The sequence below is a fragment of the Pseudonocardia benzenivorans CB1190 genome (genome assembly GCF_000196675.2).
In the GTDB taxonomy this organism is placed as follows: domain Bacteria; phylum Actinomycetota; class Actinomycetes; order Mycobacteriales; family Pseudonocardiaceae; genus Pseudonocardia; species Pseudonocardia benzenivorans.
Window position 1 is genome coordinate 226,053 of the sequence record NC_015312.1, and the last position, 13,271, is coordinate 239,323.

The 13,271-nt window shown below is 72.5% G+C and carries 15 protein-coding genes and 1 tRNA gene; 3 read left to right on the forward strand and 13 right to left on the reverse strand.

What is annotated here, in order from left to right:
- Positions 1 to 3: 3 nt before the first annotated feature.
- From glfT1 to PSED_RS01090, 5 genes are all read right to left on the reverse strand, one after another.
- Positions 4 to 918, reverse strand: coding sequence for a galactofuranosyltransferase GlfT1 (glfT1, locus tag PSED_RS01070; protein ID WP_013672422.1), 915 nt, complete (start codon positions 916 to 918; stop codon positions 4 to 6).
- A complete protein-coding gene (gene wzt / locus PSED_RS01075) occupies positions 915 to 1,685 on the reverse strand; it encodes a galactan export ABC transporter ATP-binding subunit Wzt/RfbE (protein ID WP_013672423.1) in 771 nt (256 codons plus the stop codon). The genes glfT1 and wzt overlap by 4 nt, the downstream gene beginning before the upstream one ends.
- Before the next feature lie 4 nt (positions 1,686 to 1,689).
- Positions 1,690 to 2,565: a galactan export ABC transporter permease subunit Wzm/RfbD gene (gene wzm, locus PSED_RS01080; RefSeq protein ID WP_103381989.1), complete on the reverse strand. Its 876-nt coding sequence runs from the start codon at positions 2,563 to 2,565 to the stop codon at positions 1,690 to 1,692.
- Between the two features lie 132 nt (positions 2,566 to 2,697).
- The gene (locus tag PSED_RS01085; protein WP_013672425.1) at positions 2,698 to 3,252 is read right to left on the reverse strand and encodes a bacterial proteasome activator family protein; all 555 of its coding nucleotides are present in this window, start codon (positions 3,250 to 3,252) and stop codon (positions 2,698 to 2,700) included.
- Positions 3,253 to 3,301: 49 nt separating this feature from the next.
- On the reverse strand, positions 3,302 to 4,285 hold the full coding sequence (locus PSED_RS01090) for an NAD(P)H-quinone oxidoreductase (protein WP_041759155.1): 984 nt from the start codon (positions 4,283 to 4,285) through the stop codon (positions 3,302 to 3,304).
- 45 nt (positions 4,286 to 4,330) lie between these two features.
- Here PSED_RS01090 and PSED_RS01095 point away from each other — a divergent pair, with 45 nt between their 5' ends.
- The gene (locus PSED_RS01095; RefSeq protein ID WP_013672427.1) at positions 4,331 to 4,978 is read left to right on the forward strand and encodes a GNAT family N-acetyltransferase; all 648 of its coding nucleotides are present in this window, start codon (positions 4,331 to 4,333) and stop codon (positions 4,976 to 4,978) included.
- Between the two features lie 9 nt (positions 4,979 to 4,987).
- Here PSED_RS01095 and ypfJ read toward each other — a convergent pair whose 3' ends face one another.
- Complete coding sequence (gene ypfJ / locus PSED_RS01100) at positions 4,988 to 5,947, reverse strand: KPN_02809 family neutral zinc metallopeptidase (protein WP_013672428.1); 960 nt, start codon at positions 5,945 to 5,947, stop codon at positions 4,988 to 4,990.
- A 96-nt stretch (positions 5,948 to 6,043) separates the two neighbouring features.
- On the opposite strand from ypfJ, the gene PSED_RS01105 reads away from it, so the two are divergent.
- Complete coding sequence (locus PSED_RS01105; RefSeq protein WP_013672429.1) at positions 6,044 to 6,532, forward strand: MarR family winged helix-turn-helix transcriptional regulator; 489 nt, start codon at positions 6,044 to 6,046, stop codon at positions 6,530 to 6,532.
- A 10-nt stretch (positions 6,533 to 6,542) separates the two neighbouring features.
- Positions 6,543 to 6,630, forward strand: a tRNA-Ser gene (locus PSED_RS01110).
- A gap of 2 nt (positions 6,631 to 6,632) precedes the next feature.
- Here the strand turns inward: PSED_RS01110 and PSED_RS01115 are convergent.
- The 7 genes from PSED_RS01115 to PSED_RS01145 all read right to left on the reverse strand — a co-directional run bounded on the left by PSED_RS01115 (position 6,633) and on the right by PSED_RS01145 (position 13,164).
- Positions 6,633 to 7,511: an alpha/beta fold hydrolase gene (locus PSED_RS01115; RefSeq protein ID WP_202946338.1), complete on the reverse strand. Its 879-nt coding sequence runs from the start codon at positions 7,509 to 7,511 to the stop codon at positions 6,633 to 6,635.
- 5 nt (positions 7,512 to 7,516) lie between these two features.
- Entirely contained in the window at positions 7,517 to 8,068 is a 552-nt protein-coding gene (locus PSED_RS01120; protein ID WP_013672431.1) for a flavin reductase family protein, read from the reverse strand.
- Positions 8,065 to 9,546 (reverse strand): 4-hydroxyphenylacetate 3-monooxygenase, oxygenase component, encoded by a 1,482-nt coding sequence (hpaB, locus tag PSED_RS01125; RefSeq protein WP_013672432.1) that lies wholly within the window; start codon positions 9,544 to 9,546, stop codon positions 8,065 to 8,067. Before hpaB ends, PSED_RS01120 begins: the two co-directional genes overlap by 4 nt.
- Entirely contained in the window at positions 9,543 to 10,511 is a 969-nt protein-coding gene (locus PSED_RS01130; RefSeq protein WP_013672433.1) for a DODA-type extradiol aromatic ring-opening family dioxygenase, read from the reverse strand. Before PSED_RS01130 ends, hpaB begins: the two co-directional genes overlap by 4 nt.
- A gap of 28 nt (positions 10,512 to 10,539) precedes the next feature.
- A complete protein-coding gene (locus PSED_RS01135; protein WP_013672434.1) occupies positions 10,540 to 11,073 on the reverse strand; it encodes a cupin domain-containing protein in 534 nt (177 codons plus the stop codon).
- A gap of 157 nt (positions 11,074 to 11,230) precedes the next feature.
- Positions 11,231 to 11,965 carry an SDR family NAD(P)-dependent oxidoreductase gene (locus PSED_RS01140; RefSeq protein WP_013672435.1) on the reverse strand — a complete coding sequence of 245 codons (735 nt, stop codon included), beginning with the start codon at positions 11,963 to 11,965 and terminating at the stop codon, positions 11,231 to 11,233.
- A complete protein-coding gene (locus PSED_RS01145) occupies positions 11,962 to 13,164 on the reverse strand; it encodes a cytochrome P450 (RefSeq protein ID WP_013672436.1) in 1,203 nt (400 codons plus the stop codon). Before PSED_RS01145 ends, PSED_RS01140 begins: the two co-directional genes overlap by 4 nt.
- Positions 13,165 to 13,271 lie beyond the last annotated feature (107 nt).

A 13,271-nucleotide genomic window follows, 5' to 3' on the forward strand; every position in this document is an offset into this window, starting at 1 on the left:
CGGTCAGGGGCGGTCGAACCGCTCCGCCGCGCCCGCACGCACCAGCCGCAGCCACTCCCGGAACTGTGCCGGGCTGCGCTTGGTGACCAGGAAGTACCAGGCGTAGCGCGGCACGTCGAGCACTCCGACGCGACGCATCCCCGGCTGCGCGATGAGGTAGCCCCGGTTGCGGTAGGTGTAGAAGCGCTTGACCGGGTCGTCGGGGTCGCGGGCGTGGAGCCGCCCGCGCAGCATCGGCTTGTCCTCGCCGACGGCCGCCGGGTGCAGGTAGGCGGCCTGCAGCGCGGTCCCGAAGGGCAGCCCGGACCGCACCAGCCTGCGGTGCACGTCGACCTCGTCGCCGCGGACGAACAGCCGCAGGTCCGGGACTCCGACGCGTTCGAGGGTGGCCGCCCGGAACAGCGCGCCGTTGAACAGCGCCGCGATGCCCGGCAGGAGCTCGGCGTCGGCCGACTCCTCGGCCAGCAGCCCCGACCGCGTCGCGTGCCAGGTCAGGCCGCGACGTACGGGGAACGCGAGCCGGTCGGGGTCGTTGCGGTCGGCGACGGTCGGCGACACCGCCGCCAGCCCGCGACGGTCCGCGAGGTCGAGCAGCGTCGCGAGGACGGTCTCGTCGGCGGCGAGCCCGTCGTCGTCGCCGAGCCAGACCCAGTCGGCGCCGAGGGCGAGCGCGTGCAGGATGCCGAGCGCGAAGCCGCCGGCGCCGCCGAGGTTGCGCCACGACGGGATCCACGTCGCCGGCAACCCGCAGCCCTCGACGACCTCGCGTGCCGACTCGTCCGGCCCGTTGTCGACGACGACGAGGTGCGCGATCGGATGCGTCTGCTTGGCCATGGCGGCCAGCGAGTCGACGAGCATCGCCGCCCGGTGCCGCGTGACGACGACCGCGACCACGGACCCCGGGGGGAGGGGGGTCACCGGCGCTCGAGCTCCGCCAGCACGTCGTGGCCCTTGTAGTGGTGCAGGACCTCGCGCAGCGGACCGTGCTCGCGGATGGTGCCGTGCTCCATCCAGATCGCGGTGTCGCACAGGTCGGCGAGGAACTCGTCGGAGTGCGAGGCGAAGACGAGGATGCCGGAGCGCTCGACGAGCTCGTTGAGCCGGTCACGGGCCTTGGCCAGGAACTGCGCGTCGACCGCGCCGATGCCCTCGTCGAGCAGCAGGATCTCGGGGTCGATGCTGGTCACGACGCCGAGCGCGAGCCGGACCCGCATGCCCGTCGAGTAGGTGCGCAGCGGCATGTCGAGGTAGTCGCCGAGCTCGGTGAAAGCGGCGATGTCGTCGACCCGGGACTCCATCTGCTTCTTGGTCATCCCCAGGAAGAGTCCGCGGATGAGGATGTTGTCGAGGCCGGTGATCTCCGGGTCCATGCCGACCGCGAGGTCGAACACCGGGGCGACCTTGCCCTGCACGACGGCCTGCCCGCGCGTCGGCTCGTAGATGCCCGACATCAGCCGCAGCAGCGTCGACTTGCCCGCGCCGTTGTGCCCGACGAGCGCGACCCTGGCGCCCTTGCGCAGCGACAGGTTGATGTCGCGCAGCGCCTCGATGATCGGGACCTTGCTCTCGGTGCCGATCCGGCCGCCCGCCTTGCCCAGCACGGCCTTCTTCAGCGAGCGGGACTTCGCGTCGAAGATGGGGAAGTCGACACGGGCGTCGCGGATGTCGATGGTCGGGTCGGTCATCTCGTCACACCCAGTAGGCCACGCGGGCACGGTAGTTGCGCATGCAGACCAGGGCGACGGCCCAGCCGACGACGGTGATGACACCGACGACGATCCAGTGCCGCCACGTGATCGCGTCGCCGAGCATCGGCTCCCGCAGGATTTCGATGAAGTGCAGCACCGGGTTGAGCTCGGCGATCCGGGCCCGCTCGGCGACGGCGGGGTTCTCCTGCAGCCGGTCGTAGGACCAGACGATCGGCGTCATGAAGAACACGAGCTGGGTGAGGCTCGCGACGATCGGCGGGATGTCGCGGAACCGGGTGGCCAGGATGCCCGAGAGGATCGTGATCCAGCCGCCGTTGAGCACGAGCACCGCGAAGGCGGGCAACGCCATCAGCGACATCCAGCCCAACGGGTGCGGAAAGATGATCATCAGGATGACCCAGACGATCACGTTGTGCGCGAAGAACAGCACCTGGCGCCACACCAGGCGGTAGACGTGCAGGCTCAGCGGCGCAGGCAGGAAGCGGATGAGCCCCTCGTTGGCGATGAAGACCTCGCTGCCCTCGAGGATGCAGCCCTGGATGAAGTTCCAGATCAGCAGGCCGGTGGCGACGTAGGGCAGGAAGGTCTTGATGTCCTCGTTGAACAGCGCGCCGTAGAGGATGCCCATCGCGGTCGCGATGACGGCCATGCTGATGCTGATCCACAACGGCCCCAGCACCGAGCGCCGGTAGCGCTGCTTGATGTCCTGCCAGCCGAGGTAGCCCCACAACGACCGCTGGCGCCAACCCTGGCTCAGGTCGTCGAAGGCGCGGGTCCAGCTGCGGGGACCGGGCACGTCGGGAAGCGGGCGAGCCTGCTCGGCAGGGCCCCCCTCAGCGGTCACGGTCACAGCCACGCAGCGAGGGTACCTGCGGGTGACGAACGTCCGACGCGCGGTGGGCCGAGGTCGATCCGGGCCGCGACGAACGGCCCCGACCTGCAGCTGAGCAGGCGCGGGGACCGTTCGTCGCGGACCCGGAGCGGTGGTTCAGAGGTACTGACCGGTGCCGCGGCCCATGCCCTCGGGCACCGGCTGACCCTGCGGCGGCATCGCACCCGGCGGCAGCCCGCGGCGCATCTGCTCGAGCTGGGCGCGGGCGGCCATCTGCTGGGCGAACAACGCGGTCTGGATGCCGTGGAACAGGCCCTCGAGCCAGCCGACGAGCTGCGCCTGCGCGATGCGCAGCTCGCTCTCGGACGGCGTGGTGTCCTCGGTGAAGGGCAGGCTCAGCCGGGCGAGCTCTTCGCGCAGCTCGGGGGCGAGACCCTCCTCGAGCTCCTTGATGGAGTTCTCGTGGATCTCCTTCAGCCGGACCCGCGAGGCCTCGTCGAGGGGAGCGGCCCGCACCTCCTCGAGCAGCTGTTTGATCATGGTCCCGATCCGCATGACCTTCGCGGGCTGCTCGACCATCGAGGCGGGACCCTGCTCCTCGGTCTCCTCCTCGTTCTGCGGGACGCGGGCCATGCCGACGGGGCGCCCGTCGGGGCCGATCACCACGACCTGCTGCTCGACGTCGTTCTGCTCGTCAGACGGCTGGCTCATGTGCCCATCATTGCGCGCCCGCCCCGACGGCGCCGTCCCGCACCCGGGGTCAGATCGTCAGCAGGAGCTTCCCGACGACCCCGCCCGCCTCGAGCGTCCGGTGCGCCTCACCGGCCTCGCGCATCGGCACGGTGGCGTGCACGACGGGCCGGACCCGGCCGTCGGCGACCATCGGCCACACCTGTTCACGCACCCCCGCGACGACGCGTGCCTTGCCCTTGGGGCCGTCGAGCGGCCGGCCGCGCAGTCCCAGCGCGGTCACGCTCGCGCGCTTGGTGAGCAGCGCCGCGAGGTTGAGCTCGCCCTTCACCCCGCCCTGTAGGCCGATGACCATCAGCCGTCCGTCCGTCGCGAGCGCCTTGACGTTGTTCGCAAGGCCCTTCGCCCCCATGTTGTCGAGGATGACGTCGGCGCCGTGCCCGTCGGTGGCCGCCAGCAGCGCCTCGGCGACGTCGTCGTGGTAGTCGATGACGATGTCGGCCCCCAGCTCCCGGCAGCGCTCCAGCCGGTCGGGCGCGCCCGCGGTTGCGGCCACCCGGGCGCCCAGTGCCTTGGCGACCTGGATCGCGTGCGTCCCGATGCCGCTGCTCCCGCCCTGGACCAAGAACGTCTCGCCCGAGGTCAACCCCGCTGCGTCGACGACGTTGGACCACACCGTGCAGGCGACCTCCGGCAGCCCCGCGGCCGTCGTCAGGTCGACGCCGGACGGTAGCGGCAGCACCTGCCTCGCGGGCACCGTGACCTTCTCCGCGTAACCGCCGCCCGACAGCAGCGCGCAGACCTCGTCGCCGATCCCGAGTCCGACGACACCCTCGCCGACCTGCGAGATCCGCCCCGAGCACTCCAGCCCGATGATGTCCGACGCCCCCGGCGGCGGCGGGTAGTTGCCCTGCCGCTGCATGACGTCGGCCCGGTTCACCCCCGCCGCGACGACGTCGACGACGACCTCGCCCGGCCCCGCCTGGGGGTCGGGGACCTCGGTCCACTCCATGAGCTCCGGTCCACCCGGCTCGCGCATCGTGATCGCGTACATGACGCAGACGCTATTGCGCTTGCGCTCGTACGGCACCCTTCGGTCATGCCCGCGCCGCCCGATCCCTGGCCCCTGCGCCATCTCGTCCTGCGCACCCCCCGCCTCGAGCTGCGTCCCGACGACGACGCCGGCCTCGACGAGCTCGTCGCCGTCGGCTACCGCGGTGTGCACCCGCCCGAGGAGATGCCCTTCCACGTTCCCTGGACCGACGCCGACCCCCGCTACCTCGGCCGCGGGATGCTGCAGCACTTCTGGCAGCAGCGGTCGGTGCTCGCACCCGAGAGCTGGGCCGTGCACTTCCTCGTCCGGTTCGAGGGCCGGGTCGTGGGGGTGCAGACGTTGCGGGCCGACGAGTTCGCCGTCAACCGCCGCGTCGACTCCGGCTTGTGGATCGGCATGGAGGCGCAGGGCAAGGGGATCGGCACCGAGATGCGTGCCGCCGTCCTCGTGTTCGCCTTCGACCACCTCGGCGCGACGGGCGCCCTCTCCGCAGCCTTCGCCGACAACGTCAGGTCGCTGCGGGTGTCGGAGAAGCTCGGTTATCGACGGGTGGGCACCCGCAGCGTCGTCCGGCGCGGGGCGCCCAGCGAGGAGGTGCGGGTCGTCCTGACGCCGGAGGGGTTCGTCCGGCCCGACTGGACGCTGGAGGTCGAGGGCTATCCGGCCTGCGCCGCGTTGCTGGGCGCCGGCTGAGCAGCGGACTCAGCCGAGGTTCACCCCGCGGGCGAAGGTGTCGCACTGCGCCGGGTTCCCCGTCTGGTAGCCCGTCGAGAACCACTTCTCGCGCTGGGCCGACGTGCCGTGGGTGAACTGGCTGGAGTTCACGCGGCCCCCGCCGAGGTTCGACTGGATGTAGTCGTCGCCGATGCGGGAGGCGGTGTCGAGCGCGGCTTTCACGTCGGCCTGCGTGACGTCGGTGATCAACGGCCTGCCCGACGACGTCGGGACCTGCGTCGCGTGGCTGCCCCAGGAGCCCGCGTAGCAGTCGGCCTGCAGCTCCAGCCGGACCGAGCCCGAGGTCGGACCCGAGTCGCCCGCGCGGACCCTGCTGCTCGTGCCGAGCAGGTTCTGCACGTGGTGGCCGTACTCGTGGGCGATCACGTACGCCCGGGCGAACGGGCCGCCCTGCGCACCGAACCGCGTCTCCAGCTCCTCGAAGAACGACAGGTCGATGTAGACCTCACGGTCGGCCGGGCAGTAGAACGGCCCGACGTCGGAGGTCGCGCTGCCGCAGCCGTCCGTGTTGACCGAGCCGGTGAAGAAGGTGATCCGGGGCGCCGTGTAGGTCTGCCCCGACCGGGCGAAGACATCCGACCAGTAGCCGTTGAGCGAGTTGACGACGGCGACGACCTCGCAGTCGAGCTTCGTGTTCGCGTCCGCGCCGGTGCGGCAGCTCTGCGCGATGGCCGTCCCATCGGCCTGCTGGCCGCTCTGCAGTCCGGTCAGCCCGCTGCCGGGCAGCGCGAACCCGCCACCGCCCGTGGTGCCGCCGCCACCCCCGAGTGCGGAGATCACGAAGAAGAGGATCAGACCGACGATGCCGAGCCCGCCGCCGCCGATGGCGACGCGGCCGCCGAGGCCCCCGCCGCCACCTCCGCCGCCGCCCCCGCGCAGGTCGTCGACGCTCGACGTGTCGAGATCGGCGTTCTCGTCGAACCGCATGTCAGCTGCCTCCCACGCGACCCGGTGCCGCCAGCGTGGTGATCCCACCACAGCGGCATCATCCGGTCGACTCCGACGTGCCGGTAGGCTGCGTACATGAGTGCTGCAGCGACACCGCAGTGGCTCGACGACGACGAGATGCGGTTCTGGCGCAGCTTCATCCTCACCGCGACGCTGCTCGAGTCCCGGCTCAACCGCGAGCTCGTCGAGGGCCACGGCATCTCGCACAGCGACTACTCGATCCTCGTCGTCCTCTCCGAGGCTCCCGATCACCAGATGCGGATGAGCGCGCTGGCCGACTTCATCGCCTCCTCCAAGTCCCGGCTCTCGCACCAGGTCGCGCGCATGGAGAAGGCCGGGCTCGTCGAGCGCCAGGAGTGCGACTCCGACGGCCGCGGCGTCCTCGCGGTCATGCTCCCCAAGGGGCGCGAGCTGCTCGAACGAGCTGCGCCCACCCACGTCGCCGGCGTGCGCGACCACGTCATCTCGCGCCTGTCCGCCGACGAGCAGCGCTCCTTCGCCGACGCCCTCGAGCGCGTCCTGCAGGGCCTGAGCGGCTCCGACGAGGTCGCGGAGGCCAGCTAAGCTGCCGCGCGGAAGCGTGGCAGAGCGGCCGAATGCACTCGCCTTGAAAGCGAGAGACCCGCAAGGGTTCGGGGGTTCGAATCCCTCCGCTTCCGCCAGGTCACGTCCGCGGAGCCGGCAGCTCGGCCTCGGCGAGGAAACCCAGGACGAGGTCGTTGAACCGCGTGCGCTGCTCCCATTGCGGCCAGTGCCCCGCGCCCTCGATCAGCTCGAAGCGGCCTCCCGGGATCCTCTCCGCCATCTGCATGCCCGCGCCCGCGGGTCCGGAGGGGTCGTCGGAGGTCCAGATCACCAGCGCGCCGTGGGGGACGGCGGCGAGCTCGTCGTCGGTGACGAGGTTGCGCCGCCGGACGTCGGGGTCCTGCAGGCACAGGATGTGGCGCATCGACCGCGCGAACCCGGGCCGGGCGTAGATCGCCCGCCGGATGGCCACGAGCTCGTCGGTCACCGACGCGGGGTCGGCCATCAGCCACTCCAGTCTGGCCCGGATCCGGGCGGGGGTCGGGTCGTCGGCCGCGGCCTGCGACAACGTCCGGATCCGCTCCATCACGTCGGCGCGCGCCATCGTCCCGCCGGGGGTGTTGAGCACCAGGCGCCGGACGCGTGCCGGGTGGGCGGCGGCGAACTTCACGGCGACCCAGCCGCCCAGCGACTCCCCGTTGAGGTGGGCCCGACCGATCCCGAGGGTGTCGAGCAGCCCGGCCAGGTGCGCGACGTACGCGTCGAGCTCGAGGTCGGCCGTCGCGAGGGTGGTCCAGCCGTGGCCGGGGTAGTCGTAGGCGACGACCCGGTACCGCGCCGCGAGGGCGGGGACGTTGTGCGCGTAGGCCTCCAGGTGCCCGCCCGTCCCCGCCATGAGCACCAGCGGCTCGCCGTCGCGCGGGCCGGCCTGCAGCACCCGGGTCCGCCAGGGACCGACCTGCACGTAGTCGACGGTGTGCGCGACCGCGCCGAGCGCGACCCACACGGGCGTGTCCACCGCGGTCACCATGGCGCCGACAGCAGCCACTCGTGCGGCGCGCCTGCCGCCGCGCGGTCCCATGCGGGCCCGGGGAGGTCGAGGAAGGCGCCGCGCGCGTAGAGCAGCGGCTCGCCGGGGAAGGTCGTGACGGCGCGTACCAGCCCGACGACGATCGCGTGGTCACCGCCGTCGAGCACCGTCTCCCGGTCGCACTCGATGTGCGCGACCGCGCCGTCGAGCAACCGCGCGCCGGCTCGTCCGGGCCGGGTGGCGAGTCCGGCGAAGCGGTCGTGCGGGGTGCGCGCGAACGCCGTCGCCACGTCGCGCTGGTGGGCGGCCAGCACGTTGACGGCGAACCCGGGGGCGGCCGCGAGCAGCGCGTGCATCCGCCGCCCGTGGCCGACGCAGACCAGGACCAGCGGCGGGTCGAGGGACAGCGAGCAGAACGCGCTGATCGTGCAGCCGGCCGGTCGGCCGTCGGCGTCGACGGTGGTGACGACGGTGACGCCGGTGGCGAAGCGCCCCATCGCCTCCCGCATCGCGACGGCGTCCGGCGGGGCGACGGTCGCGGTCACGGGCGCACCTCGGCGACTGCCTGCGCGGGGTCGCCCGCGAGCGCGAGGGCGCGGTCGACCAGTGCGAAGGCGTCCGTCTTGTCGTAGGCCAGGTAGTTCATCGAGTACAGCCGGACCGGGTCGCCCGCGTAGTAGCGCTCGTACTGCACGGCGCGCTGCCCGAACCCGTCGCCGCAGAGGTCCCAGGCGAGCTTGTAGAGCCGGACGCGGTCGGTCGCGTCGAGTCCGGCGGCGCCCTGGAAGTACCGGGCGATGTCGCCGCTGATCGGGCTGTCGAAGTCCGCGGCCGACGGCATCATCAGCAGCCCGCCCGCGCCGAGCGTCTGCAGCACCTCGGCGGCCCTCGGATAGCTCGACGACAGGTGCATCCGCAGCGTCTGCAGCGGCAGGAACCCGGGGCGTACCGACCGGCCCGACGCCGACGTCTCGTGGTCGATCTCGGCGGCGCGCAGCAGTGCCCGGCAGGTCTCGGTGGCCGCGATCAGCTCGCCCAGCTTCTGCTGGACGTGCAGGAACCCGTCGATCCCGACGGTCTGCGCCAGCTTCATCGCGACCCCGGTGACGAACTGCATCTTCACCAGGCCGCGCACCCCGGTCTGGTGGGCGGTGTGCTGGCGCAGGTTGGTCTCGACGTACATCGCGTTGGCCAGCGCGACGTCGCCGTGCAGGAAGACCCGGTCCCACGGGACGAGCACGTCGTCGAACACGACGAGGCAGTCGGCCTCCTCGAAGTGCGACGACAGGGGGTGGTCGAACCGGTTGCGGGTGCCGTCGTCGAACGGCTCGCGGGAGATCAGCCGCAGGCCCGGCGTCTCGATGGGGACGGCGAACACCGCGGCGTGCTTCTCGTCGCCCGGGCGCAGTCCCGGCAGGTTGTAGATGATGAGCTCGTCGGCCATCGGGGCGAGGGTCGCCAGCATCCGGGCGCCGCGGACGACCAGCCCGTCTGCCGTCTCGGCCACGACGCCCATGTGCAGGAACGGATCGGCCTGCGCGGTCGAGCCCTTCGAACGGTCGGTCTGCGGCGTGATCAGCGCGTGGGTGAGGAACAGGTCGTTGTCCCGGACGTACTCGTAGTAGCGCACCACGTTGTCGGCGTAGCGCGAGCCGAGCCGGGCGAAGACGCCGGGTTCCTCGGCAAAGGCCAGCAGGGTGGTGTTGAGGAAGTCGGGCGAGCGGCCCATCAGCCCCAGCGTCGCCTCGGACCACAGCCGGTAGGCCTCGCGCCGCGCGACCAGGTCCGCATAGGACGCCGGGGCGACGAACGCGGTGCCGACCGGCCCGTTCGGACCCGGCCGGGTGAGGACGTCACGATGGGCGGGGTCGTGCTGCATGTCGTACAGGGCGGCGATCCGGGCGGTCGGCCGGGCGAAGGCCGGGTGCGCGGTCACGTCGTCGACGCGCTCGCCGCGCAGCCACACCTCGCGCGGGGTCTTCTGCAGTCGTTCGAGGTACTGGGCGCCGGTGCGGACGCTCATGCGGACTCCTTCCGTGCCGGGTCGTCCGACCCGGCGGGGGTGATGCTCGAGGCGATGCCCATGCCGGTGATCCACGCTCCGACGGGCTCGTAGTGCGTCCAGGCCAGCGGGCCCGCCCAGGCCGCCGCGGCCGCGGCCCAGGTCCGCAGCTCCAGGGCCCCGGGACCGGCGGCGCACTCCACGTCGGCGTCGCGGAGCCGGGCCAGCTCGTCGGGGTCGACGGCGACGCGGCGCAACACGTCCCGGTCCCAGACCGGGTTCACGCGGCCGGTCGCGGCGTTCGCGGCGAGCTCCTCGGCCCGGCGCCGGCGGACGGGTTCGAGCTGGGCGACCCGGGACCGGCCGTGGATCAGGAAGTCGCGCCAGTCGGTGGTGACCGCGGGGTCCTCCGCCGAGATGGACGCGGGCCAGTGCGACATCCCCCCGGACCCGACGACGAGCACCCGCTCCGATCCCACGGACGCCGTGATCGCGGCGCCGACCGCGCGGCCGAGGTCGGCGCACCGGGCGAAGCCCGGCAGGGGCGGGCACCCCGAGTTGACGACGACGGGCACCAGCGGCACGTCGAGCCCCGGGAGCAGCTTCGCGTAGACCTGCGTGATGCCGTGGTCGACGCCGAGGTCCAGCGAGATCGCCGGGTCGAACCCGCGCGCCGTCACCCCGTCGAAGACGTCGCGCGCGAGCCGTCGCGCCACGGGCAGGTCGCCGCGGGGGGTGCCGTAGTCGCCGGTGCCCGTGACGCGCTCGACGCCGATGCAGAAGGGCGGCATGCAGTCGTAGAACAGGTTGCGGGCGTGGTCGGGGCCGAACACGACGACCGCGTCCGGCGCGAGGGCGGCGATCGCCTCCTGGAGCCGGGCGACGGCGTCGGCGAACCGGCCGCCGGGGTCGTCGCGGGTCGGGGCCGGGGCGATGTTCCAGAACGGCGAGTGCGACAGCGCGACGCACCCGATCACGGTGCTCATCGGAGGCTCCTCGGGAGACCGGGGCTCATCAGACCGCCGAGCCCCCGATCAGCACGAACGCCACCTGGCACGGTGCGCCCGACCGGTTCGACCAGCGGTGGCGCGTACCCCGCTGCACCAGCACGTCGCCCTCGGTGAGCTCGCGCTCGTCGGCGTCCAGCACCGACCAGATCGACCCGCGGAGCACGATCGCGTAGTCCAGCGACGCCGTGCTGTGGAACATCCGGGCGCGGCGCTCGCCGCCGTCGGTGTCCCAGTGCTCGTCGGGCGGGAACTCGACGATCCGCAGCACCGAGCCCTCGGCGGGCGGGGAGATCTCCGCGGGGCCCCCGAGCCCGTCGTCGGCGGTGCCGGCGTTGTCGACGGGCACCTTCTCGTGGCGCCAGAAGTCGGTCATCGCGAACGTCGGCGCGTCGGCGACGACCTGGACGTGCGGGCACGGCGCGTCGGACACGACGGTCGAGCGTCCGTCGGCGTCGAGGCCGGTGACGACGCGACGCCAGCGGCGCACCGACGGTGCGACCGCGACGTCGCGTCCGGACAGCGGGATGTTCTCGGGCACGGTCGAGCCTCCTTGAGGAGCGTGTCTGACGGATCGCCGTCGATGGGCTCGGTGATCCGGGCGGTTCGTGGCCGGGCGGAGCCGGGTCGCCTACCGGGCGGGTTCGGGCCCGGCGCGAACGCGGCCGCAGGTCGGCCGACGCGCCGCGCCCGCCTCCTCACGGCAACAGGGACAGGCCGCCGTCGGCGACGACGACCTGCCCCGTCACGTAGGTGGCGCGGACGAGTCCGACGACGAGCTCCGCGACCTCCTCCGGGGTTCCGGTGCGGCGCAGGGGCGCTGCCTGCGAGATCTGCTCACGGAAGTCGTTCCAGTCCGCGGTCCAGCGGGTCTCGATGAACCCGGGGGCGACGGCGTTGACCCGGATCTCGGGGCCGAGTGCCCCGCCGAGCAGCTTGCACATGTGGTGCACCGCGGCCTTGCTGACGGCGTACGGGATGCTGCTGCCGCCGACGTCGACCCCGGCGAGCGCGCCCACGACGACGACGTTCCCGTTGCCGCTCTTGCGCAGCAGCGGCTCGGCGGCCTGGATCATGTGCCACGGTCCCAGCAGGTTGAGCCGCAGGATGGGCTCCCACACGTCGTCGGTGACGGCGTGGATGTCGGGGTGGGGAATCCGCGCGGTCCGCCCGGCCGCGTAGACGACGGTGTCGAGCCGCCCGTGGACGGCCTCGACGTGCGCCACGATGTCGGCGGGGGCACCGGGATCGCCGAGGTCGGCCCGCAGGAACTCGCCCTCGTCGAGCCCGTCGGCGACCGCCGTGCCCTCGTCGACGCTCGTCGAGCCGACGACGACGACCCGGTGGCCCTCGGCGTCGAGCCTGCGGCACACCGCCGCGCCGATACCGGTGGACCCGCCCGCGACGACGGCGACCGGACGCTCGCCGGTCACGCCCGGGCCGCCGGGACGAGGCGGGTCGGCAGCGAGGAGAAGTTGCGGACGACGCGGCTCACGCCGCGCACCGGTTCGCCCGCCTGCTCGAACCGCTCGACGTTGTCGGCGAGGTGGGCGAGCAGCTCGGCCGCCTCCAGCCGCGCCACCGGTGCCCCGAGGCACAGGTGGATCGACGCGCCGAACGCGACGTGCGCGGTGGGCCGTCGCAGCGTGATGTCGAACTCGTCGGCCCGCTCGAACACCTCCGGGTCGCGGTTGGCCGACGGGAACAGCGCGCAGACGTCGGCGTCGGCGGGGATGGTGACGCCCTGGAACTCCACCTCGTCCACCGTCCGGCGCATGAACACCCGCACGGGGCTGTCCCAGCGCAGGGCCTCCTCGACGGCGGCGGGGATGAGGGATCGGTCCTCGCGCAGCAGCTGCCACTGTTCGGGGAACAACGTGAAGGCGCGGATCATGTTGGAGATCAGGCTGTTCGTCGTGTCGACGCCGGCGACCCAGATCGAGGCGAGCGCGAACAGCCGTTCGCTGCCCTCGGCGGCGAGCAGTCCGTCGTCGCCACCCTGCTCCATCATCAGCCGGCCGAGGCAGTGCGCGGGCATCGCCGGCAGGCCCTCGGTGCTGAGCCACTCCAGGCTCTCCATGATCAACGCGACGTACTCGGGGTCGGGCTCGGGCCCGACGACGTGGAACGCGGCGTCGGCCCAGCCGGCCATCGTCCGTGCGTCCGGCGCCGGGATGCCGGTGACGTGCCGGATGGTCAGGTTCGGGATCGTTCTCGAGAACGCCTCCACCACGTCGACGGTCCCGGCGGCCAGTGCCGGCGCGGCGAGCCGCTCGATGTCGGCGCGGACCATCGGCCGGAGCTCGGCCATGGGGCCCTTGCCGAAGTGGCGTTGGACCGACCGGCGGATCCGCGTGTGCTCCGGCGGGTCGTTGTCGATGAAGGGGAAGCGGAACCCGCTCTCGGACACGCGGTGGTACGACGAGCCGAGGCCGGAGACGAACTCGCGGTAGTTGCGCAGCACCTGGGACACCGACGCGTACGTCGAGACGAACCAGGTGTCGCGTCCGGGCAGGTGCGCGACGGGGCCGCAGGCCCGCAGCCGTTCGTAGAACGGGTAGGGGTCGGCGAGGTTCTCCGGGCGGAACGGGTCCATCGCCGCGGGCAGTTCGAGTGCGCTGGCGGTTGTCATGTGCTCTCCCAGTCCGGATGCGGCCGTCCTGGGCCGCGTTGTCGGAGTCTGGTGGCCCGGCTCACAGGTGACTATGTTCAGGAGACAGAGAAGCTCTGTCCTGCTTG